Genomic DNA, 22568 nt, shown 5'->3' on the forward strand with positions numbered 1-22568 from the left:
TTGTTATACAAAACTACTTTTATGTATAAAGCTTTTTGCTATAGCTCATTTAGAAGTCTTTACAACTGATTTACCATAGCTAGTAACATCAAAATATGTATTTGATCCATCGTCTTCATTGATCACAACATCTAAGTCATGAAAATAACGATGAAGTTCTTTTAACAGTGCTTGATCTTTCGTCTGCTCTAGCTGTACAGCGAGCTTCTCCATATGCTGAAAGTCTTTCTTTAAAACAGAATCTTTTACTTCAATCGTGCCAATCGTATTGTTAATGGCTGTGGCTTCTTCTTGTACTGCAGACCAGTCTGGATGCTCAATGGCACTCCACCCCGTCAAATCATTTAGTACGTCATGATGTTCAGCAATAAAGTCTTTTGCCTGCTGATCGCTGCTTTCCAGTTTATCAACTTTTTGTTGATCCACTTTAATGGCGCTTGCCTGTATACTTTGCTGTGATAAAAAAGGAATTTTTCCGTTTTGGTACAATATCCACCCTGTCGCTCCTCCCCCGACTAAAAAAACGGATAAAGATATCGAAATGATCATACGCTTCTTCTTACTTTTATGTCTTTTTTCCATTTGACTCCTTTCCGGGTATTCAAAACCCTTTAGGCCTTATGAACTGAAACGAATAACCTACAAAAAGAATTTTACCATATTTTTAATATTAAAAATATTAAAAAAGAGACTCCTTCGAGTCTCTTTGAATCCACTTCAATTAACTTTCACCTGTGTGTAGCGATTTTTAGGAACATTCAACTGCAAGTTACTTCTTAACGTATTCCCTTCGTATTCTGTACGATACAAGCCTCTTTCTTGCAGTATCGGTACAACGTGTTCAACAAAGTCATCTAAGCCATGCGGAACGCTTGAATGAATAATAAAGCCGTCAGCTCCTTTTTCTTCAAACCACTGTTCCATCAAATTAGCGATATGCTCTGGCGTCCCAATAAATTGTGTTTTAGGTGTAGCAATTCGCAGCGCTGCTTCTCGCAGTGTCCACTTATATTTTTTGGCGTTTTCTTTAATTTTGTCAGTTGTACTGCGGAAACTATTACTTCCTATATCTCCTAAGTCAGGAAATGCATCATCTAATGGAAACTGTGAAAAATCAAAATGATCGAAAAAGCGTCCTAAGTAGTTTAGCGCATGTTCAATTGTCACCAATTGAGAAAGTTCTTCATATTTTCTTTCGGCTTCTTCGTTTGTACTACCAATTATAGGACCAATTCCCGGAAAAATTAGAAGTTCGTTTTCATTGCGTCCTTGCGCTGCGGCTCTCGATTTTACATCTTGGTAAAAAGCTTTTGCTTCTTCTAAATTGTCTTGTCCCGTAAACACTGCATCAGCCGTTTTTGCTGCTAAATCTTTTCCGCTTTCAGAAGATCCTGCTTGAAACACTACGGGCTGCCCCTGAGCTGAGCGCCCAATGTTTAACGGACCTTCTACAGAGAAAAATTCGCCTTTATGATGTAATCGGTGTAGCTTTTTCTCCTCAAAAAATTGTCCGGTTTCTTTATTTCGAATAAATGCATCATCTTCCCAAGAATCCCATAATCCCTTTGTTACTTCTAGAAACTCTTCAGCTATTCTATAGCGTTTGTCATGAGTGGGGTGCTCTTTTCCATAGTTAAGCGCAGATCCTTCTAATGGAGACGTGACAACATTCCATCCCGCTCGGCCGCTGCTAATATGATCAAGTGAAGCGAATTGTCTAGCCACCGTAAACGGCTCGCTATACGAAGTCGATAGAGTGCCGACTAAACCAATATGAGAAGTGACAGAAGCAAGTGCTGATAGAATAGTAAGAGGTTCAAAACGATTCAAAAAATGCGGAAGCGATTTTTCATTGATATATAACCCATCGGCAATGAATACTAAATCAAATTTTCCTTCTTCCGCTTTTTGAGCCTGCTGCTTGTAAAAACCGAAATTAACGCTGGCATCTGACAAAATTTCAGGGTGTCTCCACGCCCCCATATTTCCTCCAACTCCATGAATAATAGCCCCTAGCTTTAATTGTCTTTGATGTGTCATATTACCATTCTCCTTTTTCATACCCATTCATAAATTCTCGTAATTGATTGGTTAAACCACCTGCTCCAAAGCGAAGGACTCCTTCTTTTTCTGTCTTTCTTCCATTTCCTTCTTGTGCAAATTGCAAAAAAGCGATAACGTGAACTCTTCTAGGGTGAATATTTTCAATTCCTTCGTCATAAAACCATTGATCAATTGTATTGTAAATCCCTTTATTGACTCTGAATTGACTGTGGCACCAATTAAAAAACTGGAGATCAGGCAGATTTAAATACCGCGCTTGCCCTAGCTTGGAAGCTATATGTTCACTAGATACATAGCCCATATGTTGAAATCTTTGCTTTGCTTGTAGCGTATCAGCTTTAATTTGATGCTTTAAAAATTCAATAGAAGGAAATTTTTTCTCTCCTCGCACCCGAAAGATCACGTCGCATTGAACTGTCTCTTCATAAATAACGTCGTTAAAATCCAGAATATGCACCTCAAATGTTTTAGATAGTTCCGATCCAAATGTCGGCTTAACCCCTACATTCATAACTCCTATATGTTCAAGTCCCCGCAGATGAACGAGGACACCATACACGCCATTTTTTAATTCCTCATGCTGAGTATCTATATTAGCTGTTGGAAACCCTAAGTGTCTTCCTTGCTGCCTTCCAGGTACAACCTGCCCTTTTATAATAAGTTTTTTGCTTGTTTTAGCTTTTAATGCTCCTCTATTCACTACGTTCACCCTTCTTCCCTTAAGTCTAGTAAAAAAATAAAAGGTTCTTTGCACAATGTCACACATTGTGCAAAGAACCTCTAGTGATCTAGTCGGTTTGTTTAATTTGATGATTTTATCATATACTTATTATTCCTATGAGTCAAGTTGGTTTTTAATTAAAATATTAGATTGTTTTTTCATAAATATAAGAGTAAGGAGAATGCGTTGGGTTAATACGCTTAAAAAATTGCTTTGTTCGATCTTCTTTTGGGTTTAAAAATATGTCTTCAGGATGACCTTGTTCGACAATCTTTCCTCCGTCCATAAATACCACGTGATTAGAAACTTCACGGGCAAAACTCATTTCGTGCGTAACAATGATCATTGTAATTCCTTCTTCAGCAATTTTACGGATAACAGACAGTACTTCACCCACCAGTTCAGGGTCCAAAGCAGACGTTGGCTCATCAAATAAAATGACTTCAGGGTTTAAAGCAAGCGCTCTAGCAATGCCCACTCGCTGCTGTTGACCTCCTGATAACTGACTTGGATAAGCATTTGCTTTTTCAGCAAGCCCAACTTTTTCAAGGACGTCTAAACTGCGTTGTTTCGCTTCTTCCTTTGGCAGCTTTTGAACAATAACTAGCCCCTCCATAATATTTTCAGTAACGGTTTTGTGTTTGAACAAATTGTACTGCTGAAAAACCATCGTTGTTTTTTGTCGAAGAGTTAAAATGTCTTTGCGGTTTGGCTTTTGGCACTGAACCGTAAATTGATCAATCGAAACTTCTCCTTCATCTGCTTTTTCTAAGAAATTAATGCAGCGCAAAAACGTAGTCTTTCCAGAACCACTCGGTCCTAAAATGGTCACAACGTCGCCTTTTTTAACAATTAAATCAATACCGTCCAATACTGTATTATCACCAAATGTTTTTTTGATATTTGTTAATGCAATCATACAACCCCTCCTCGATTATAAACCGTTAATTTTCGTTCAAGCAGCGCTGTTATCCCTTCTATTAACATCGTCAGCATCCAATAAATAAGAGCAGCAGCAATATAGGCTTCTAAAAACTTGAGATTGTTCGAAGCTACGATATTAGCAGCACCGTTTAGCTCTTTTTGCGATACGATGAATGCGATAGAAGACGTATGCAAAAAGCCGATGAAGATATTACATAAATTCGGTAAAGACAAAGCAAACGCCTGTGGAAAAACAATTCGTTTCATTGATTGAAAACGATTCATCCCAATGGCATACGCAGCCTCAATTTGTCCTTTTTCTACAGCTAACAAACCAGAGCGAATAATCTCTGACATATAAGCTCCCGCTGTAAAAGACAAAGCGATTAATACAAATACGACAATAGGAATGCTGTTTGCATTGAAGCTCCATCCATAGTAACTCGATAGTTTATTAATAAATAGCGGGAACCCTAGGTAAATAACCATAATATGAAGAATAGCAGGCGTTCCTCGGAAAAATGATACGTATACGTTGGCAATTGGCGTTATTATTTTTACTGAATTGATTCTCACAGCCGCAACAGCAATGCCAATAAGCAACCCGCCTAGTAACGGACCGATGGTAATAAGGAGCGTTAAAGGTAATGCCTTTAAAATTTCTACAAATGCTGTCCATATAAACGGTACATCAATAATCATGTTTACACCTCTTTTAATAAGCTCGTTTTATACATGAACAGGCTGATCATGTTTTTGCAGCTTCTGTTCTGATTTCACAAAAAATTTCTCTAATATAATCGCTACCAAATAATAAATAATGGCAAGTGCGATATATACCTCCACTGCATGAGCCGTTGCAGCGATAATGGTATCTCCTCTTCCCATCATATCCATCACACCAATGGTAAAGGCTAAAGACGTATCTTTTAAGGACCCAATCACAAGATTTCCAAAGTTAGGAAAGGCTACAACGAGAGCTTGCGGCAGCACAATTCGAGTGAACGTTTGTTTTCCCGTCATTCCTATACTATAAGCTGCTTCGGTTTGCCCTTTATCTACACTATTAATGGCACCGCGCATCATTTCAGAAAAAGACGCCGCCGTGCTCAGTGAATACGTGATAATAACAAATACAAGCGGAGCCATTCTTGAAACGTCAATATGAATCAATTGTAAAAGGGCAGGTATTCCATAAAAAACTAAAAATAATTGAATTAAAATAGGGGTTCCCCTCATAAAAGAAATATAAACTGCTGCTATTTGGCTTAACACCGGCACTTTATAAATACGAGGCAGAGCAATAAACAATCCCAAGGTACTGCCAATCACAAGTGAAGCAATCAAAATCCAAATTGTAATATGCAAATAAGATAATAATTGAGGAATAGAGGTGAAAATCAGCTCTATATCAAATGCTTTTCCCATCTTTTTCTCTCCTTTGTTTCCCTCTGCAGGTAGCGAAAGGACCCAAGTTCAAGGCTTGGGTCACAGTAAGTGCTTTAGTTATTTCCAGCTGCTTTTGTATAATCTTCTCCCAGCCATTTTTTACTTAATTTTGTCAATGTTCCGTCTTCTTTTATTTCTTTTAACGCTTTATCAACGTCTTTTTGTAAACCTGTTTCATTTTTACGAAGCATAAAATATACTTTTGAATTTGAAATAGCAGGCCCTACAACTTTTTGCTCTGCGTCCGCTTGTTTATTGACAAAGTCAACTGCAAACGGCGTACTAATCGTGGCATCCGCACGCCCTGTTTTCAGCTGCGTTTTTGTGTCATCAGATCCTTGGCCTGAATAGACGATATTAATTTTATTTCCATGTTCTTTGTTATACTTATCGATTAAGTTAGCAGAATTACTCGTTGCTCCTACAATTACCTTTTTACCGCTCAAATCTTTAATTGATTTAATAGACGTATTTTTTTCGTTTACAACTACATGCAGCGGAAAGATATTATAAGGTTCTTTATTAAAAAGGAACTTTTGTTTTCTCTCTTCATTCACTTCCATCTGATGGGCTACTAAATCAATTTTGTTCGATTCTAAGCTCAAAAGTAAATTAGAAAAATCCATTGTCTTAAATTCGAACTTATAGTTTGGAAGACGTTTGTCTATTTCTTTAACAAGCTCTACGTCATACCCTGTTAGATTTCCTTTATTGTCAAGAAAGCAAATGTTCGGAAATTGCGTACCCGTTCCTACAATAATTTTTTGTACTTTGTCTTTGCTTGCGTTAGCCGCTGTTTCTTTATTTGGTGTTCCGCAAGCGGCTAGTAATAAAAGAAGTGATAAAAAGATAGCTGTCAGCTGTAGTTTTTTCATGTGTTTTGTCCCTCACTATGTCTCAAAATAATTTGTTGTTTTAATGAATGAATGAATAAAATAGATGTTCCAGCTATTTAACGATTGGTGAATAGTCTTCAATCAATTTTTCTATTTGCTCATAATCTTTTTCAATTACTCCTTTAAACTGCCCCTCGTCTCCAATTTCAACGACCGGTACATAGCGAATACCGTATTTAATTTCAAGTAAATCCCGCAAATAATCTCTTCCTTCTACATCGATACTTTCATATTGATATCCTTTCTCATGAAAATATGCTTTTAGTTCCTCGCAATGATGACAACCTTTTCGATTCCATAATAAAATTTTTACTGACATGGTTTTTCCTCTTTTCTTTTAAATGATTAAGTAGCTTTTTGTAACTCCTTGTGTTTTTCTAACTCATATCTTTCGGGGTGTAAGATCTTCCTTAAGAATACGCCTTTTCCTTCTTCTCCTTGATCGACTTCAAAAAAGCGCTCATACCCTTTCCTTTCATACATAGGAATCAACCACGGATGTTGATCAGAAGTAGCCAATGTAACGGCAGGTTCCCCCAATTGATCCCGAATAATTGTTTCTTCAACCCATGTTAAGAGTTTAGAACCTACTCCTTTCTTTTTAACCAAAGGATCTACCGCAAACCACCATAAGAAAGGCCAGTTCGTTATTTCTTTATACGTTCTTGCTGTAATCGTAGCTACGATTTTTTTATCACTTTCCAGTACGTAGCAGCGGCTGTTTTGAATGTTTTCTTTGACTAGTTCAATCGTTGCCGTTGCGGCTGGAAACTTAATTCCTAGCTTTCGAATCGGCTCGTATGCTCGAAGCGTTAAATCCAACAGCTCTTCAGCATCTTCTACGGTTGCTAATCGAAATAATTCACTCATTTTCTTCACCTCATTTTATAAATGTTTGAAGAGATAGATCGGCTTTATAAATCAGCTCATCCACAGCTTCCTTTAAACGACTTTTGGCATTTGCATTGTTGATGCCTGTAAAAGAGACGTATTCATGCAGCAAAAAAAGACTGCTGACCCAATAAGGTCTACCTAAAAAAGACGCTAAAAGTTTTAAATCATACTTAGCTTTTAGTAACGAATTCACATTTTCACCAATAAGAATTGGCAGAAGTATTTTTTTATGCAATAAATCTTCTGGCAATATTTTTGTTAGCCGTTCAAAAGACTGTACGTATGTTTCATTTACTCCAGATAACAGAACGACAATACTTTTAGCTTGGTTCACTTTTGAAATAAATCCCTTTACTTCTTTCTGTGCTTCCTGCTTCAAAGCGTGTACATCATGATACAAAATAGTTTCTGCGTGCACTCCTCTTGAGGTTAAGCAAGCTTCTAGCTCATCTTTCACTGAGGCTATTTGTTGATAATTATGAGAGCTCCCGTTATATAAAATACATACATCGCTCACTTTCTTCCCCTCCTTTTTACAGCAAAAAGGCTCCTGGAGTTTCCTCAGGAGCCTTTGGTAGACCAATCAGCTTTAACTGTTTCTTTGATAAAACCGGAGAATGAAGTGAAGTGTCTTTGAAACATACTCACTTAATTCTTATTTATCCAAGTTGTTTTATCGGCTTTTCTGTTTGATGATTCAACTATATAGCCTCAAAATGGCAAAGTCAACTTATTTTTTAAAAAATATTTTTCTTTTAAAAAACTCTTTTCATCTGGAAAATCCTTTGCTAAAATTAATCCCAATTATTCTTACCTTTTTTATCAACTTTAAGGAGTGTTTTCAGTGAAATTAAGTATTTTAGATCAAAGCCCCCGTTATGAAGGTGAGCGTGCTGAAGATGCATTTCAGCATACTATACAATTAGCTCAGCTAGCAGAAGAACTTGGCTACCACCGCTTTTGGGTAGCGGAGCATCATGACTCTGAACATGTTGTAGGATCATCACCTGAAGTGTTAATTTCTCACCTGCTCGCTAAAACGCATCATATCCGTATCGGCTCAGGCGGTGTTATGCTTCAGCACTACAGCCCTTATAAAGTAGCAGAAAATTTTAATGTTTTAGCCTCATTATCTCCAAATCGCATCGATCTTGGAATCGGTAGAGCACCAGGAGGACTACCTCATTCTACTCAAGCCTTGCAACAAAACTCTCAGCCTACTAAGTCCTTAACAGACAAACTGATAGAACTTAAGCAATACCTAAACGATACGCTGCCGGAAGATCACCCTCTTTACGGTTTAAAAGCCTATCCAAGGCCGGAAAAATCAGCAGATATGTTTTTACTGGGAGCAAGTGCTTCAAGCGCAGAGCTTGCGGGTTCATTAAACCTTCCTTATGTATTTGCTCAATTTATTAATGGTGATCAAAAAGTGCTAGAAGAAGCGATTTCTGTCTATAATCAGCACGTTTCATCTCGCGCCCGCTCGCTTGTCATTGCCCTTTCCGTCATCGTAGCGGATACCGTAGAAGAAGCAAAAGCATTAGCATCCAGCACAAAAATATTTAAAGTATACTTACAAAATGGGAAGTCCGCTACATTAGGCTCCAAAGAAAAAGCTGAAGAATTCGGTCAGCAGTCCAAAGAAAGCTATCGAATTGAAGAAAAAGAAGCAAACGTTATACACGGTACAAAAGAAACCGTTCGTCAAAAGCTTCAAGCTTTGAAACAGGAATTTTCTATTGATGAATTTATTATTCTTACTGCCATTCAAGATTTTGAACTAAAAAAGCGATCTTACACGCTCTTAAAAGAAGCATTCAATGAAGGAGATGTGCAGAGAACTAATCACACTCTAGCTGCTTACTAATCCAGAAGCTGAGACAAAAGTATTTTAGTAGAAGTAAAAAACGCACTAATAATCAAAATTACCGATTATTAGTGCGTTTTTTTTATTGATACGAAGAACGTACCTTTCATGTGTTTAGTTGCTTCTGGCTGGTGATTGGAGGGCAAAGCGAAGCCTTGCACGGAAATCAACAGCGGTGTAACAAGTCATCCATACTGGATCTTCTATCCCATGTGTTCGTCTATAGATTCGAGTGATTTAGTTATGTCTCAATTTCTTTGTTTTATCTACTTACCAGCAGTTCAAACAAAGTATACGCATCCCTCTCATTTTTTCAAAAAATCATTAAATTGAATCAAACGTTTTTTTATAGTACCATATGAAGATATGAGTCTAGTAGAAGAAGGGAATTTAAAAATATGCCTTACAAAATGATTGTTTTAGATTTGGATGATACACTATTATGCGATGATCACACTATTTCTCCGCGCACAAAAGAAGCATTAATGAAGGCGCAAGAATCGGGAGTGAAAGTTGTACTTGCTTCTGGACGACCAACTTACGGAATGGTTCACATCGCCAAGGAACTGGAGTTAGAAAAGTACGGAAGCTTTATTTTATCGTTTAATGGGGCAAAAATCATTAATTGCCTAACAAATGAAGAGCTATTTAGCAGCACATTATCTCCGAGAACCGTTGCACGTCTCGACGATATTAGCCGCGAAGAAGGCGTTTTAATTCATACGTACGTTGGAGATGAAATTATAACTGAAGTAGAAAATAAATTTACGGATATCGAAAGTGACATTACAGGTCTGCCGATCCGTGTTGTTTCATCTTTTACTGATGCCGTTACAGAGCCTGTTGTAAAAGTACTCATGCTTGCAGAACCGGAAATGCTGGTTCATGTTGAAAAGAAACTTCAAAAGCAGCTTCAAGGAGAGCTAAGCGTAATGCGATCTAAACCATACTTCCTTGAATTTACAGAAGAAGGCGTCACAAAAGGGACAAGTCTTCACTTATTAATTCAACAGCTTGGCATTACACGCGATGAAGTGATTGCTATTGGCGACAGTTATAATGATCTTGCCATGATTGAATTTGCAGGACTTGGGGTAGCAATGGGAAATGCTCCTGAAGATATTAAAGAAAAAGCCAACCACGTAACAGATACAAACATGAACGACGGTGTGGCAAAAGTTGTGGAAGAATTTATCTTAAAACCTGTTAGCATTTCATAAGACAAAAAAGCAGCTCGTACGAACCGAGCTGCTTTTTTGTTTTGATTTTATACTCCTAACAGTTTCATAAGAAGCGTCGCTAAAATAACAGTGGAAGCGCCTCCAAGTCTTGTTGCTACTTGAGCAAATGGCATAAGTGACATACGGTTGGAAGCTGATAAAATCGCTACGTCTCCCGTACCTCCTAAACCGCTATGACAGCCGGTTACAATAGCAGCATCTACAGGGTGCATTTTCATCATTTTACCTACAAAATAACCCGTTGCTACCATAGCAATAACAACTGCAGCACATACGACTACATAACCTGGTGTAACAATTTTCACTACATCTTCAAGAGGAATATACAAAATTCCTAGCCCTACCATTAACGGCCATGTTAAGCTCGTAGAAATGAATTTGTACATATGATAAGCACCTTGCTCCATTTTAGCAGGCATTACTTGTAAACATTTGACTAGCGTTGCCGCTACGATCATTAAAACTGGACCTGGAATTCCTAAAAACTTATGTGCTAAGCCTCCGAAAATAAAGAAACTACATGCAATTAAAAGACCTGCGCCCATTAACGAGAAATCTACTGGTTTCTTGATATTTGTATCTTCTGAGATGCCATCTCCGCCTTTTGTCTTCACAAGAACTCCATTACCTGTTAATTCTGGCTTTTTCTCTCCTAGACGTTTCATTAAGCCAGCACATACGATAGCAACGATGTTTCCGATAACAGCAGCTGGAATCATTTGCGACACAAAAGATTCTGCTGAACTACCTAAAATTTGAGAATAAGCAAGTGAAAGCGGTAAAATACCTTCACCAATCCCTCCTCCAATAATTGGTACAACAATATAGAAAAATGTATGTTTTGCTCCGTAGCCAAATAACATCCCAACAGCTACGCCTGCAGCTACAGCGGCTAACGTACCTAATACAAGCGGTACGAACATACGTGTAAAGCCTTGAATTAAAACTTTACGGTTCATACCAAGAATACTTCCGGCTACTAAACAAGAAATATAAAGGTATAAAAAGTTTGATGTTTTCATCAAAGTTGTTACCGCTTCCATAGATGCGGGATTTAAAACATTATAAAAAACTAATACGGAAGGTACAAGCAGTGATAAAATAGCTGGTCCGCCAATATCTTTTAAAATCGGAATTTTTAATCCTAAATCACCAAGGAGCATTCCCATTACCATAATAATTGCAAATCCGCCAATCATATCTGGAGGAAGCTCGTTGTAAACGGCCGCGCCATATACAATTAATGCAAGTAAAACGTATAGCGGCAGAGGAATAACTCCTACTTTAATATTGTTGATTCGGTTCCAAAAACCCTTATTTTCAGGCTGTGAATCTTGAGTAAACGTTTCCAATTTACGTGCTGTATTCATCTCATAACCCCCTGTGGTTCTAATATAGAGAATCATACACAAATTTCAAAAAACTATATACGTTATGTAACTTAAGAATTCTTTTTGTAACTAAAAAAAGCACAGCTTCTTTTTTCAGAAGCTGTGCTTTTTCTATCTAAAAATTAAGCATTTACTGTTTCTAAAGCTTTAATTTCTTTGTATGTTGGTTCCCACATTGCCGCTTTTACTGCCGCTTTAACATCTGTTGGAACTTCTTTTGCAACGCCATCTTTAATTGCTGCGTTAGCAACCGCTAAAGCAACGTTATATGATACTTCACGTAATTCTTCTACGCGTGGTAGTAATGAAGCACCCGGCTTGCTGCTGTCTACCATTTGAGCTACAGCATGTGCACATGCTGCAAACATGCTGTCTGTAATAACTTCTGCTTTTACCACGATTGATCCAAGACCAAGACCAGGGAAAACAAAAGCATTATTAGATTGACCAATTTCATATTCCACACCATCGTAGTTAACTGGTTCAAACGGACTTCCAGTCGCTACAAGCGCTTTTCCTTCTGTCCAATTTAATAGGTTTTCAGGAGTAGCTTCCGCAAGCGGAGTCGGATTTGACATCGGTAAAATAGCTGGGCGTTCTACATGCTTCGCCATTTCTTTTATGATTTCTTCTGAGAATGCGCCTGCTACACCAGACGTACCAATTAAGATTGTTGGCTTCACTTGTCTGACAACTTCTAAAAGAGAAATTTTGTCTTCTTCACGGTTCCAGTCCTTCACTTCTTCTGCTTTTCGTGCATAAGGCGTTTGGAAACCTAATAAGTCGTCCATGTCATCTGTTAAAAGACCTCGGAAATCAACTGCCCAGAAGTTTTTGTATGCTTCTTCTTCTGTAATACCGTCTAATACCATTGCGTCACGAACTTGATCCGCAATACCGATACCTGCTGTACCCGGTCCAAAGATTAAAACGCGGTGGTCACGAAGTGGCATTTTAGACACTTGAACTGCTGAGAAAATAGCGGCAAGCGTTACAGCACCTGTTCCTTGGATATCATCATTAAACGTTAAAATTTCTTTTCCGTACTTGTTAATAATGTTACGAGCATTTACATTACCGAAATCTTCCCAGTGTAACAGTGCATTAGGGAATATTTCAAGAGATTTTGAAATGAATTGATCTACGAAATGATCATAGCGTTCACCGCGGATACGTTCATGACGGTTTCCGATATATAAAGGATCATTTAATAATTTTTCGTTGTTTGTTCCTACATCAAGAACAACTGGAAGCACTCTGCTTGGATCGATTCCTGCTGCAGCTGTATATACCGCTAATTTACCGATAGCAATATTAATACCGCCAACGCCCCAGTCGCCAATTCCTAAAATACTTTCTGAATCTGTAATAACCATTAAATCAATGTCTTCACTATTTGCATCGATATTTTTAAGAGCTTCTTCAATGCCCTCTACATTATCGATTGATAAGTATACGCCACCCGGACGGCGATATTCGTGGCTGTACTCTTGGATTGCTTGTCCAACTGTTGGTGTATAAACAACAGGAAGCATTTCTTTTAAGTGATCTTGCAATAAACGATAAAATAATACAGCATTACGGTTTTGTAAATCGTTTAAATATACATTCTTACCAAGGTTATCTGGCTGAGCTAAAAATTGCTCATATGCACGTTTTGCTTGCTCATCTAAAGTTAAAGTCATTGGAGGAAGTAAACCTTCTAATCCTAACGTTTTGCGCTCTTCTTTTGTAAAAGCTACCCCTTTGTTTAACATTGGAGCTCCTAAAATTTCTTTCCCGCGTAAAGTCGTTTCGATTGTTTCATTATCTGCAAAAAATACGTTGCGCATACGACTATCTTCCTTTCTGTAGACTTGTATGACAAGCATACAAGTTGGTTAGATTTAAGTAATTAACATCTTATATGGATATTACATATTATTCAAATGTCCGTTAACTTTTTATGAATAGCATGCTAATTCATTTGACAATAGTATATTTTATGCCTATCTATTTCTGCTGTCAACTATTTTAGTAGAGCAATTTTTTAGTTATAAAGAGGTGGAAATTTCTGAATTTAATATCTTTTATTAATTTTCTTTTTATATAGGTATTAAGAACCTTATTTACAACGGTTATTTCTTTTTGAGAGTTAAAATGGTTCTTTAATATGGAAAAAATGTTTAATTATAAAAAATTTATTTTAAAATAATTTCAGTTTACCTTTAAAAGAATAATTTTTATTTTTTTGTCTATGCTGATTAGTAAATTACTATGAATATTCTTTCTCTTCTCTCTATACATATAAACTACATAGTTCTTTTTTATAATAATGGAGGTTATTGCATGCTAAAACCAGATACAGCTATTATTTTTGGATTTCTTATCGAAGAGGCGTCCAGTCGATTAGACGATCAAGAAATTAAAGAAATTGCGGCTAAAGAGCTAGAAAATGGAGAATTGGTTTTTGAAGAAGCAAGTTATTTTTATAAACGCTTTTTTATTCCGGCTTCCTCTGAATTAAGACAAGCTCTTCGCCGAGAGGTCTTATCACTTCATTTAACATTAAATCAAATCAAAAATGCGCATGGCAACGGATCCATGTCTAAGATTGCTCATATGCATCAAATTATTGCAGAAACTGAAAAATCAACAAACGAACTAAACAGACTTTTAAATCTTGCATTTTACGAAGGTGAAGACGATCAGACATACGCCTCCTTCATGAATATTTTTTCAAATAAATCATAAAAAAACCGCCCTTGAGGACGGTTTTTTTTATTGAACACCTTTCATTAAACGCTGAATTTTTGGCGAAATCATTAGTACAATTACACCTAAAATGACCGACACTCCGCCCAATGCAGCAAAATAAACAACTTGCGAAATGTTTTCATAATATTGAACAAGCTGAGCATTGATTGCCTGCGCCGCTGCGCTTGTTAGGAACCATAAACTCATCGTCTGAGCAGAAAACGCTGCAGGTGCTAGTTTTGTTGTAGTTGATAGCCCTACTGGTGATAAACAAAGCTCTCCAACTACAACTAAGAAGAAGCTTAGCACTAGCCATAGCGGGCTCGCTAACGTTTCATTTCCATGAATGCTAGCCGGGATAACCATGACAAGGAAAGAAAGTCCTGCAAATAAAAGTCCTAATGAAAACTTCTTTGGTGTAGAAGGCTGTCTGTTTCCTAATTTTACCCAAATCGCTGCAAAAACTGGCGCAAATATAATAATGAATAGCGGATTTAACGATTGGAACCAGCCAACTGGAATTTTAAAACCACCATACGTTAGCTGCGTATGATCTTTTGCATACGTTGCTAAAATTGTTGACCCCTGCTCTTGAATCGCCCAGAACATTACTCCAGAGATAAAAAGAGGAATGTACGCTAATACGCGTGAACGCTCATCAGCTGTTGTCTTGGGGCTCTTATACATAACAACAAAGTAAATAATAGGAATAACTATCGCTAAAATACTTACAAATAAAATAACACCTTCAACAGTTAAAATACCCGCTAAAGAAGTCAGTACAATAAAGATTGCCAGTACAACTACAACAAGTGCAATGGTACCAAAAACTTTTTTGCGTTCTTCTGGTTTTAAAGGGTTTGGAACTTGTCTGCCTGCACGACCTAGGTTTTTGCCTCTTGTAGCCATAAATACGATTAGACCTAAAAGCATTCCTACTGCCGCGATTCCAAAACCTAAATGGTAGTTATACTTTTCACCTACTGTTGAAACAACTAGCGGCGCGATAAATGCTCCAGCATTCACACCCATATAGAAGATACTAAATCCAGCATCTCGACGGTTATCAGTCGGGCTATACATATCGCCCACAACGCTCGAAACGTTTGGTTTTAATAAACCTGTTCCGATGATAATCAAGAACATTGAAATAAACAGCGCTGTTACACCTGCCGGCAACGCAAGCACTAAATGCCCCAGCATAATAAATATACCACCGTAAAACACCGTATTAGACGTACCTAAAATGCGGTCTGCAATCCAACCGCCAATAATTCCAGACATATAAACAAGGGAACCATAAATAGAAAAGATCGCTAAAGCGGTTCCTTGTTCCATTCCTAATCCACCGTTTGCAATTGTATCGTACATGTACAATACAAGTAGCGCACGCATTCCATAGTATGAAAAACGTTCCCAGAATTCTGTAAAGAACAAGGTAAATAACCCTTTAGGATGTCCGAAGAATCCTTTTTGAGGAACTGTTTCATACACTTTTTCTCTCTCTACCGACATATTCCTTAACCTCTCTTTCAACCGTAAACCACCATAGACAAAACTATCAAAAAATTATGATGATATAAAAAAATAGAAACAAGAAAATTTTATTCTTATAAAATGATTCTGTCAATATCAGAATTTTACAATGAGTGCATAAAATACGATTTTCCATTATAAAATTGCACCTATAAAAAGCTTTAAATCAAGATTTCTTTTCTTAAAATATCTTTTTGAAATTTTTTTTATACAAAACCCTTGATTACAAAGCATCTGATTATCTACTTTTCATACAACCAGATAATATTTTTCTTTTTGGAAATTTTTTCTTTGAATTTAAAAAGGAATTTTATTATTTTTTCATTATGCTTCCCTCAATCAAAAATATACTTTTTCAGAATAATAAAAACCTCTTTAAAAACATCTCTTTTGTTATAGTAGATACTCATTTTTCTCCTATGTATTACCTTTAATATAAGTCATCCTCATTTTTTTATGTAAAAAAAGAGATAAAAGGTTTATTTTTTACCTCTTTTTTCACTGTACCTACAATTTTACGTATTCACCGTTTACCATTTGTCCTTTGTGAAGAGGAACCACACCTTCTTCTTTAGTGTATACAATCGTTCCTCTATTAATGGTAGTTAAAATAACGCTATTAAATACTGTTCCTTCATATATACTGTGCTTATGTTTGAAAACCATTCCTTCTTTTGTCACTTTTTCAGTTTGATCCAGATCAACGATAACCAAATCCGCATCGGATCCCAGCAAGATGGTTCCTTTTTTAGGATATAAACCGAAACGTTTAGCTGGATTGGTTGATACAAGCTTTGAAATGCGAGAAAGAGAAATCCCTCTAGTGATGGCTCCCTCACTAATCATTGCTTGCAAAGAGTACTGGCCGCCTGATATTCCACCCCAAACTTTAAATAAATCATTCTGATGAGCGGTTTTTAACTCAATCGGGCAAGGAGAATGATCAGAAGAAATCATATCTATTTCCTCCGATTGGATACAAGCCCATAATTTTTCTTTTTGACTCCTGCTGCGAAGAGGAGGTGCACACTTAGCCGTTACGCCAATTTCTTCAAAGTCTTCCTCTGTAAAGAGTAAATAATGCGGACATGTTTCCAGCGTAACGTTCATTCCATTCTTCTTTGCTTCCGTAATAAGCTGTACTGCTTCAGAGCTGCTAATGTGTACAAAGTGAAGCGGACATCCCGTTTCTTCACCGTACTCAAGCGCTTGCTTTACTGCGTTTACTTCTGCTACGACCGGTCGCGTTTCTAAATAATCTTTAATAGCAGTTTGCTTTTGCTTCTGTTTAGCCTGTTCAAGCTTTTGTATTAAGTCATTTCTTTCAGCATGCAGGGCAAGCACTTTATTTAGTTTTGCAATCTCTTTCATTCCTTCGTATAATGTGAGGTCATCTGAGAAATCAAATTCAGAACCGGCTTCTGACATAAATGCTTTAAAACCTATTACACCCGAATGAGCCATTTTGGCTAATTCTTCTTTATTACCAGGAACCAACCCTCCCCATAGACCATAATCTACTACTGACTTTTGATCAGCCAGCTTTTTCTTTTCCCACAGCGCTGCTTCTGTTACGGTAGGAGGAACGCCGTTTAAAGGCATATCAAAATATGTAGTGCAGCCTCCCGCAGCCATAGACGCTGAACCGTAGTCAAACCCTTCCCAATGGTCTCGGCTCGGTTCATCAAAATGCACGTGAATATCAATCATTCCAGGCAGAACATATTTGCCTTTAGCATCTACGTATTTTTTTGCTGGTGTGCTAACACCTTGCGCTATTTCTGCAATCTTTCCTTTTTTAATCCCTATATCCGCTGTTACTATTTCGTCTTCTAATACGACCGAACCATCCCTAATAATTAAATCGTACATGTTATCAAACTCCCCTTTATTTAACTACTCCGTCTTCTTATTAAACGAAGCAGTCTGCTATTGTTCTATCATGCATTGTTTCCTTCAAAAAGTCTTTATCCTTGTAAAGAAACCTGACACATAGACTGGTTATTACGCTAGTAAATATAACTGAATTATCTGATTTTCACACTCGCTATTTTGTCTAAACTTTTCTTTTTTATTTGGTCACTTTCACTAACTAAAAAGAGATTGAGATATAAATAAATGAATGGACGAACAAATTGAATAAAGGGACCAGTATAGATCGCTTGTGACACTGCTGTTGATTTCCGTCCAAGCCTTTCGTTTCTGCCGGCTCTCACCTCCTGTTTCGCTTTTCCCGCAGGAGTCTTCGCCTTGCCTACCAATCAACAGCTAGAAGCAACTACATACGTAAAACCTACGTTCACCCTAACCATAAAAAAATCCGAATGAGTTTGATTCCCCATCAAGAATCAAACTCGTTCGGATCTTCCTTCAACTAATTTTGTCACAGCCTCTTTTAACTCTTTTTCACTTTTTGTGACATTGGCAACCTTACTGTAAATGTACTTCCTTTTTCTTGTTCACTTTCTACGTCAATTTTTCCTTTATGTGTTTCTACAATCCATTTAGCTATGGCTAGGCCTAGCCCGTGACCTCCCATTTGACGGGATCGGGATTTATCAGCACGATAAAAGCGGTCAAAGATCCGATCCTTTTCGTCAGGATGAATTCCAACTCCTGTATCACGTACTTTTAATATACATTCACTCCCATGCTGAACTACTTGAATGTTTACACTTCCATGAGGAGTCGTATATTTAATAGCATTGTCTAACAAAATGTAAATCAGCTGAGTTAGACGCTCTTGATCTCCAGTTACGACTAATTTTCCGGGCGTATCTAGCTGTAAATCAATAGGTTTGGAAATGGCCAGAGTTTCAACAGATTCCATTACCTTTTGCACCGCGTCTGTAATATCAAAGGGCATCATTGCTTTTTCTACTTTATTAGAATCTGAGCGTGCAAGCGTAAGTAAATCACTGACGAGACTCGTCATTCGCTTCACTTCAGCTTTCATATTATTAATTAATTTTTTAGAGAAAGGATCTTCTGTTACTTCCTCCTGCATTTCTAAAGCGTTGATAGAAGAAAGCATAACGCTAAGCGGCGTTCTTAACTCATGGGACGCATCCGCCACAAACTCTTTTTGCTTTTGGAAAGCTGTTTCAATTGGGACCATCGCACGTTTTGACATTAAACGGCTGATATAAATGGCTACTCCTACAAACAGTACGGTAAGGCTCAGCATAATAATGAGGAGCCACTTTAACAGCTGATAAAGAAACGAAACGTCTTTTCCAATATAAAGCATCCCTAAAAATTGGCCTTTATAAAAAATAGGTTCACCCGCCATCATCAAATCAATATCTATTTTGCCTTCTCCGTTTTGCCCTTTTACTCCTTCAATGTGTTCAAAACTAGGACGTGGGGCTTTTATTCGTTCTTTCCTCACTTCATTTTCAATAGGGATCCATCCATCAATTAAATCTAACAAGTTAGAGCGAAGACGCTCACTCGCTTCGTTCCCCATAATAAGGTCCCCTTCAGGACTGATGACATAATAAAAAAACTGATCTTCACCGGCTACGACAATGTTTTTGTACTCTTCTTTCGACTGTTGATTCGAGCTGTTTATCGCTTGTTTAATTAAGATGCTTTGGACAATTCGAGACTCTTGTTTTAGCATGCTATTTAAGTTTTGCTGCTGACTGTTGGATACAACCACATATACCAATGCATAAACAATAAACACGAATAATAGCAGAAACAGCATTAGCAATGCGCTGTATCGGAATGTTAAACGATTTTGCGTCTGGCTGAATAAATCTTGCTTTACTTTTTGTTTTACTTTCTGTTTAGCCCTCGTAAGAAGTTTAGCTTTCAATTTTGTAGCCTACTCCGCGAATGCTTTGAATAAGATCTTGTTTGTTGAATTTCTCTAGTTTTTTCCGCAAAAGTTTAACCGTCGCATCAATCGTTTTAATCGAAACATCTGATTCATATCCCCATACCCGGTCTAAAATAATATCTCGAGAAAGAACTTGTCCTTTGTTTTTCACTAAAAAATCTAGCAGTTGAAATTCACGAGGACTTAATTGAATAAACTCCTCGTCAAACTGCACGGTTTGACTTGCTCTTTTTAATATCATGCTGGCAATCTCTACTTCTTCTTCTAAAATCGGTGCATAATTACGACGAGACAAAGCGCGAAGCCTTGCAAGCAGCTCGTCAATTTCAAATGGCTTAATAACGTAATCATCCGCTCCCGCATCTAAGCCTTGTATACGATCTTGAACCGCATCTTTTGCTGTTAACATAAGAATAGCTCCGGCGTATCCTTCTTTTCTTAGACGTTTACATACATCGATTCCGTCTCCATTGGGCATCATCCAGTCAAGAATTAACACATCATAATGCGCTTCAGATGCATAATCATATGCATCATTCCCTTCCGTCACCCATTCGACGTTATAGCCTCCTTTTTTCTTCAGCATATAACTAACTAATTCACCTAGCTGCAAATCATCTTCTGCTAGCAGTACGTTCATTCTGCGTAACTCCTTCCTTCATTTGATACATTTTCCTGCATCCTTTTGTTTACTTTATTATACAAAAAGAATCAGCAGAAACAAGCTGCCTCTACTGATCACTTTTCATTTTAATTTTCCCTATCTGTATTAAGAATGCCTAACGATTTGATTTGAATATGAAGGATTTGATCCATTAACAGTTTCTGTGACCTTTACAACACGCCGGCATATCTCAGCTCGTACACCTCTGTGCTTCAATTGCTCGACGATTTTTTCTAACTTACTATAAGACGCTGTTTGTTTCATATCCATCCCCTCATTTCGTTAAGGTATTATTTATGAATCAAGTTTGTTTGTAATATCATACTTTTTCTTTAGCTTTTGTAACCACGTTGGATACTCTGTTTGGTATTTTTGATCAAGCAGCGTTTGCTTGATTTTTGCTTTACTATTTTCATATGTTGCTTTTTGCGCTTCTTTTTTGCCTGTTACTTTAATAATGTGATAACCGTATTCTGTTTTAACAGGATCACTTACTTCATTTACCTTCATTGAAAATGCTTTGTTGGCAAAAGCTTCGACCATATCGCCTTTTTTGAAGTATCCAAGGTTTCCGCCATCTGATTTAGAAGCTGTATCTGTTGAATATTCTTTTGCTAGCTTCGCAAAATCTTCTCCTTTGTCAAGCTTAGCCTTTACTTCTTTCGCTGTCTTTTCGTCTGCTACTAAGATGTGGCTAGCTTTCACCTGTGCTTCTGTAGCTAGTGAATCTTTATTTTGATTAAAGTACGATTTCATTTCACTATCTTTAATATTAATAGTCGACTCGACCATTTTTTTTGCCTCAATATTCGTCTTTAAATCTTTTTTCAGCTCTGACAATTTTACACCGCTAGATGCTAATGCTTGATTTAATGCATCTTCTCCCCCGTACTGACTTTTAAGGTTTTCTAATTCAGCATTAATTTCTTTATCGGTTACTTTAATATTTTGTTTAGCTGCTTCTTTTGAAATGACTTTTTGTTCAATCAATGAATCAAGGACACTTGATCCTCCTTGAGCAAGAAGAGCATCGTACAGCTGATCTTTTGTGATTTTTTCATCACCAACGGTAGCAACCACCTTTGATTTATTCATTGCTACGGCACCGATAGCTACTGCAGCAATAACCACAACGGCTGCAATAATCATAATTATTTTGTTTTTAGACATCGTTAAACTCCTTTTCCATTTCTCATTACTTACCTAAACTTAAACTTTTGCGCCTTGGTAACGGTTTAAGCTCAATTAAAGGTCTTGCAATAGTAGATACGTATTTACTCGACAACAACCACGCCACTCCACAAGCTCCAATTAGAAGGATACTGTATCCTTGTACACTTTCTATCCAGTCTCCAAAAGAAGATAGGCGGATATATTTAATCAGAAACCCATGTAGCAGATATACATAAAAGGTTTGAGCACCTCGAGATGTAAAGGACATCGTTTGTGTAGGGATCAAAGCTAAAAAGGAAATCGTCATTGCTAAGCTGATGCTATAAAATAGCGTACGAATGGTCATTCCCTCTAATTGATTTACACCTAAAGAGGCATAAGATTTTGAACCAAATAACCACTCTTTCTCAAAATCCGGTGCTATATACTGGATCCATAGAGCAATAATCAGCAAAGTGCCTCCAGCTACTTTTTTGCAAGAAACCGACGTCAACTTTTTAAAATGTTCTTTTTTCATATAAAATCCTGCTAAGAAGAAGGGAAAGAACACAAAGGTTCTAGAAAGGCTCAACGTTGTTTCCAGCGGTTCACATAAGCCAATCATAATTCCTAAAACTGCCGCAACGGCTAAAGGATATTTGATTTTTGTAAAAATGAACAACATGGCGTTCCAACAAAATAAACTCAACAAAAACCATAGCGACCAAGCTGGCTGAAACACTGAAACTTCGAATGTGGATTCATCATACAGTTTATAGTCGTATACCGCATAGATAAGTTGAAAAATAATATAAGGAAGTAATACTTTCTTCGTCATCTTCCACATGTATCCCTTTTTTCGGTATCCCTTTGCAAAATAGCCGCTTATTAAAATAAACGCTGGCATATGAAAGGTGTAAATAAATATGTAGAGCGTTCGTAGCCACTGTTCATCATTGATGAAGGGAGTTAACAAATGGCCAAACACTACTAATACAATTAAGATAAACTTTACGTTATCAAAATAGGCATCCCGCTTAGCCATTTGACCTCCTCCTTTCTTTCGCGTTCTACGGATCTGTACGACGTGCTGCTGCGAATATCTTTTCTTTACATTCCTTACTATACATAGTGAAAATGAAAAAACAGTGAAAACCTTGCTTAGTTCTATTTTTAAATAAGG

The 22568-nt window shown here is 37.2% G+C and carries 21 protein-coding genes; 3 read left to right on the forward strand and 18 right to left on the reverse strand.

Going from position 1 to position 22568, the window contains the following annotated elements; all coding sequences use genetic code 11:
- Positions 1-45 precede the first annotated feature (45 nt).
- The 10 genes from ACFX40_RS15955 to ACFX40_RS16000 form a co-directional block, all read right to left on the reverse strand.
- Positions 46-582, reverse strand: a complete 537-nt coding sequence (locus tag ACFX40_RS15955; RefSeq protein ID WP_098249863.1) for a hypothetical protein — start codon at positions 580-582, stop codon at positions 46-48.
- A gap of 135 nt (positions 583-717) precedes the next feature.
- A complete protein-coding gene (locus ACFX40_RS15960) occupies positions 718-2040 on the reverse strand; it encodes an LLM class flavin-dependent oxidoreductase (protein ID WP_028408743.1) in 1323 nt (440 codons plus the stop codon).
- Position 2041: 1 nt separating this feature from the next.
- Positions 2042-2773, reverse strand: a complete 732-nt coding sequence (locus ACFX40_RS15965) for a riboflavin kinase (protein WP_377255561.1) — start codon at positions 2771-2773, stop codon at positions 2042-2044.
- 157 nt (positions 2774-2930) lie between these two features.
- Positions 2931-3704 (reverse strand): amino acid ABC transporter ATP-binding protein, encoded by a 774-nt coding sequence (locus ACFX40_RS15970; protein WP_377255564.1) that lies wholly within the window; start codon positions 3702-3704, stop codon positions 2931-2933.
- Positions 3701-4411, reverse strand: a complete 711-nt coding sequence (locus tag ACFX40_RS15975) for an amino acid ABC transporter permease (RefSeq protein WP_028408745.1) — start codon at positions 4409-4411, stop codon at positions 3701-3703. Before ACFX40_RS15975 ends, ACFX40_RS15970 begins: the two co-directional genes overlap by 4 nt.
- A gap of 27 nt (positions 4412-4438) precedes the next feature.
- Positions 4439-5137 carry an amino acid ABC transporter permease gene (locus ACFX40_RS15980; RefSeq protein WP_028408746.1) on the reverse strand — a complete coding sequence of 233 codons (699 nt, stop codon included), beginning with the start codon at positions 5135-5137 and terminating at the stop codon, positions 4439-4441.
- A gap of 74 nt (positions 5138-5211) precedes the next feature.
- A complete protein-coding gene (locus ACFX40_RS15985; RefSeq protein ID WP_028408747.1) occupies positions 5212-6033 on the reverse strand; it encodes an amino acid ABC transporter substrate-binding protein in 822 nt (273 codons plus the stop codon).
- A gap of 73 nt (positions 6034-6106) precedes the next feature.
- Positions 6107-6373, reverse strand: a complete 267-nt coding sequence (locus tag ACFX40_RS15990; RefSeq protein WP_153253857.1) for a glutaredoxin family protein — start codon at positions 6371-6373, stop codon at positions 6107-6109.
- A 26-nt stretch (positions 6374-6399) separates the two neighbouring features.
- Entirely contained in the window at positions 6400-6924 is a 525-nt protein-coding gene (locus ACFX40_RS15995; protein ID WP_263034254.1) for a GNAT family N-acetyltransferase, read from the reverse strand.
- A gap of 10 nt (positions 6925-6934) precedes the next feature.
- Positions 6935-7465, reverse strand: a complete 531-nt coding sequence (locus ACFX40_RS16000) for a hypothetical protein (protein ID WP_098333287.1) — start codon at positions 7463-7465, stop codon at positions 6935-6937.
- Positions 7466-7792: 327 nt separating this feature from the next.
- Here ACFX40_RS16000 and ACFX40_RS16005 point away from each other — a divergent pair, with 327 nt between their 5' ends.
- Positions 7793-8818, forward strand: a complete 1026-nt coding sequence (locus tag ACFX40_RS16005) for an LLM class flavin-dependent oxidoreductase (RefSeq protein WP_098331618.1) — start codon at positions 7793-7795, stop codon at positions 8816-8818.
- Between the two features lie 398 nt (positions 8819-9216).
- On the forward strand, positions 9217-10038 hold the full coding sequence (locus ACFX40_RS16010; RefSeq protein ID WP_028408751.1) for a Cof-type HAD-IIB family hydrolase: 822 nt from the start codon (positions 9217-9219) through the stop codon (positions 10036-10038).
- A 47-nt stretch (positions 10039-10085) separates the two neighbouring features.
- Here ACFX40_RS16010 and ACFX40_RS16015 read toward each other — a convergent pair whose 3' ends face one another.
- Together ACFX40_RS16015 and ACFX40_RS16020 are read right to left on the reverse strand one after the other, a co-directional pair.
- Complete coding sequence (locus tag ACFX40_RS16015) at positions 10086-11429, reverse strand: 2-hydroxycarboxylate transporter family protein (RefSeq protein WP_013082898.1); 1344 nt, start codon at positions 11427-11429, stop codon at positions 10086-10088.
- Between the two features lie 143 nt (positions 11430-11572).
- A complete protein-coding gene (locus tag ACFX40_RS16020) occupies positions 11573-13282 on the reverse strand; it encodes an NAD-dependent malic enzyme (protein ID WP_028408752.1) in 1710 nt (569 codons plus the stop codon).
- 496 nt (positions 13283-13778) lie between these two features.
- On the opposite strand from ACFX40_RS16020, the gene ACFX40_RS16025 reads away from it, so the two are divergent.
- A complete protein-coding gene (locus ACFX40_RS16025) occupies positions 13779-14183 on the forward strand; it encodes a hypothetical protein (protein ID WP_028408753.1) in 405 nt (134 codons plus the stop codon).
- A gap of 27 nt (positions 14184-14210) precedes the next feature.
- Here ACFX40_RS16025 and ACFX40_RS16030 read toward each other — a convergent pair whose 3' ends face one another.
- The 6 genes from ACFX40_RS16030 to ACFX40_RS16055 all read right to left on the reverse strand — a co-directional run bounded on the left by ACFX40_RS16030 (position 14211) and on the right by ACFX40_RS16055 (position 22430).
- Positions 14211-15701, reverse strand: a complete 1491-nt coding sequence (locus ACFX40_RS16030) for a peptide MFS transporter (protein ID WP_028408754.1) — start codon at positions 15699-15701, stop codon at positions 14211-14213.
- Between the two features lie 528 nt (positions 15702-16229).
- Positions 16230-17594, reverse strand: coding sequence for an allantoinase (locus ACFX40_RS16035; protein WP_098249871.1), 1365 nt, complete (start codon positions 17592-17594; stop codon positions 16230-16232).
- 523 nt (positions 17595-18117) lie between these two features.
- Complete coding sequence (locus tag ACFX40_RS16040) at positions 18118-19545, reverse strand: sensor histidine kinase (protein WP_098249872.1); 1428 nt, start codon at positions 19543-19545, stop codon at positions 18118-18120.
- Complete coding sequence (locus ACFX40_RS16045) at positions 19535-20209, reverse strand: response regulator transcription factor (protein ID WP_013056756.1); 675 nt, start codon at positions 20207-20209, stop codon at positions 19535-19537. The genes ACFX40_RS16040 and ACFX40_RS16045 overlap by 11 nt, the downstream gene beginning before the upstream one ends.
- A 318-nt stretch (positions 20210-20527) precedes the next feature.
- Positions 20528-21403 (reverse strand): peptidylprolyl isomerase, encoded by an 876-nt coding sequence (locus tag ACFX40_RS16050; RefSeq protein WP_098249873.1) that lies wholly within the window; start codon positions 21401-21403, stop codon positions 20528-20530.
- A 25-nt stretch (positions 21404-21428) separates the two neighbouring features.
- Positions 21429-22430 carry an acyltransferase family protein gene (locus ACFX40_RS16055; RefSeq protein ID WP_028408758.1) on the reverse strand — a complete coding sequence of 334 codons (1002 nt, stop codon included), beginning with the start codon at positions 22428-22430 and terminating at the stop codon, positions 21429-21431.
- Positions 22431-22568: the final 138 nt, after the last annotated feature.

The sequence above is a fragment of the Priestia sp. YIM B13552 genome (assembly GCF_042787775.1).
In the GTDB taxonomy this organism is placed as follows: domain Bacteria; phylum Bacillota; class Bacilli; order Bacillales; family Bacillaceae_H; genus Priestia; species Priestia megaterium_E.

Bases quoted from the DNA above. Each gene is read 5' to 3' on its own strand.
- ACFX40_RS16010 (WP_028408751.1), top strand. From the start codon at position 9,217: ATGCCTTACAAAATGATTGTTTTAGATTTGGATGATACACTATTATGC.
- ACFX40_RS16025 (WP_028408753.1), top strand. From the start codon at position 13,779: ATGCTAAAACCAGATACAGCTATTATTTTTGGATTTCTTATCGAAGAG.
- ACFX40_RS15990 (WP_153253857.1), bottom strand. From the start codon at position 6,373: ATGTCAGTAAAAATTTTATTATGGAATCGAAAAGGTTGTCATCATTGC.
- ACFX40_RS16030 (WP_028408754.1), bottom strand. From the start codon at position 15,701: ATGTCGGTAGAGAGAGAAAAAGTGTATGAAACAGTTCCTCAAAAAGGA.
- ACFX40_RS16035 (WP_098249871.1), bottom strand. From the start codon at position 17,594: ATGTACGATTTAATTATTAGGGATGGTTCGGTCGTATTAGAAGACGAA.
- ACFX40_RS16050 (WP_098249873.1), bottom strand. From the start codon at position 21,403: ATGTCTAAAAACAAAATAATTATGATTATTGCAGCCGTTGTGGTTATT.
- ACFX40_RS15985 (WP_028408747.1), bottom strand. From the start codon at position 6,033: ATGAAAAAACTACAGCTGACAGCTATCTTTTTATCACTTCTTTTATTA.
- ACFX40_RS15975 (WP_028408745.1), bottom strand. From the start codon at position 4,411: ATGATTATTGATGTACCGTTTATATGGACAGCATTTGTAGAAATTTTA.
- ACFX40_RS15960 (WP_028408743.1), bottom strand. From the start codon at position 2,040: ATGACACATCAAAGACAATTAAAGCTAGGGGCTATTATTCATGGAGTT.
- ACFX40_RS16055 (WP_028408758.1), bottom strand. From the start codon at position 22,430: ATGGCTAAGCGGGATGCCTATTTTGATAACGTAAAGTTTATCTTAATT.
- ACFX40_RS16015 (WP_013082898.1), bottom strand. From the start codon at position 11,429: ATGAATACAGCACGTAAATTGGAAACGTTTACTCAAGATTCACAGCCT.
- ACFX40_RS15970 (WP_377255564.1), bottom strand. From the start codon at position 3,704: ATGATTGCATTAACAAATATCAAAAAAACATTTGGTGATAATACAGTA.
- ACFX40_RS15955 (WP_098249863.1), bottom strand. From the start codon at position 582: ATGGAAAAAAGACATAAAAGTAAGAAGAAGCGTATGATCATTTCGATA.
- ACFX40_RS16020 (WP_028408752.1), bottom strand. From the start codon at position 13,282: ATGCGCAACGTATTTTTTGCAGATAATGAAACAATCGAAACGACTTTA.
- ACFX40_RS15980 (WP_028408746.1), bottom strand. From the start codon at position 5,137: ATGGGAAAAGCATTTGATATAGAGCTGATTTTCACCTCTATTCCTCAA.
- ACFX40_RS15995 (WP_263034254.1), bottom strand. From the start codon at position 6,924: ATGAGTGAATTATTTCGATTAGCAACCGTAGAAGATGCTGAAGAGCTG.
- ACFX40_RS16045 (WP_013056756.1), bottom strand. From the start codon at position 20,209: ATGAACGTACTGCTAGCAGAAGATGATTTGCAGCTAGGTGAATTAGTT.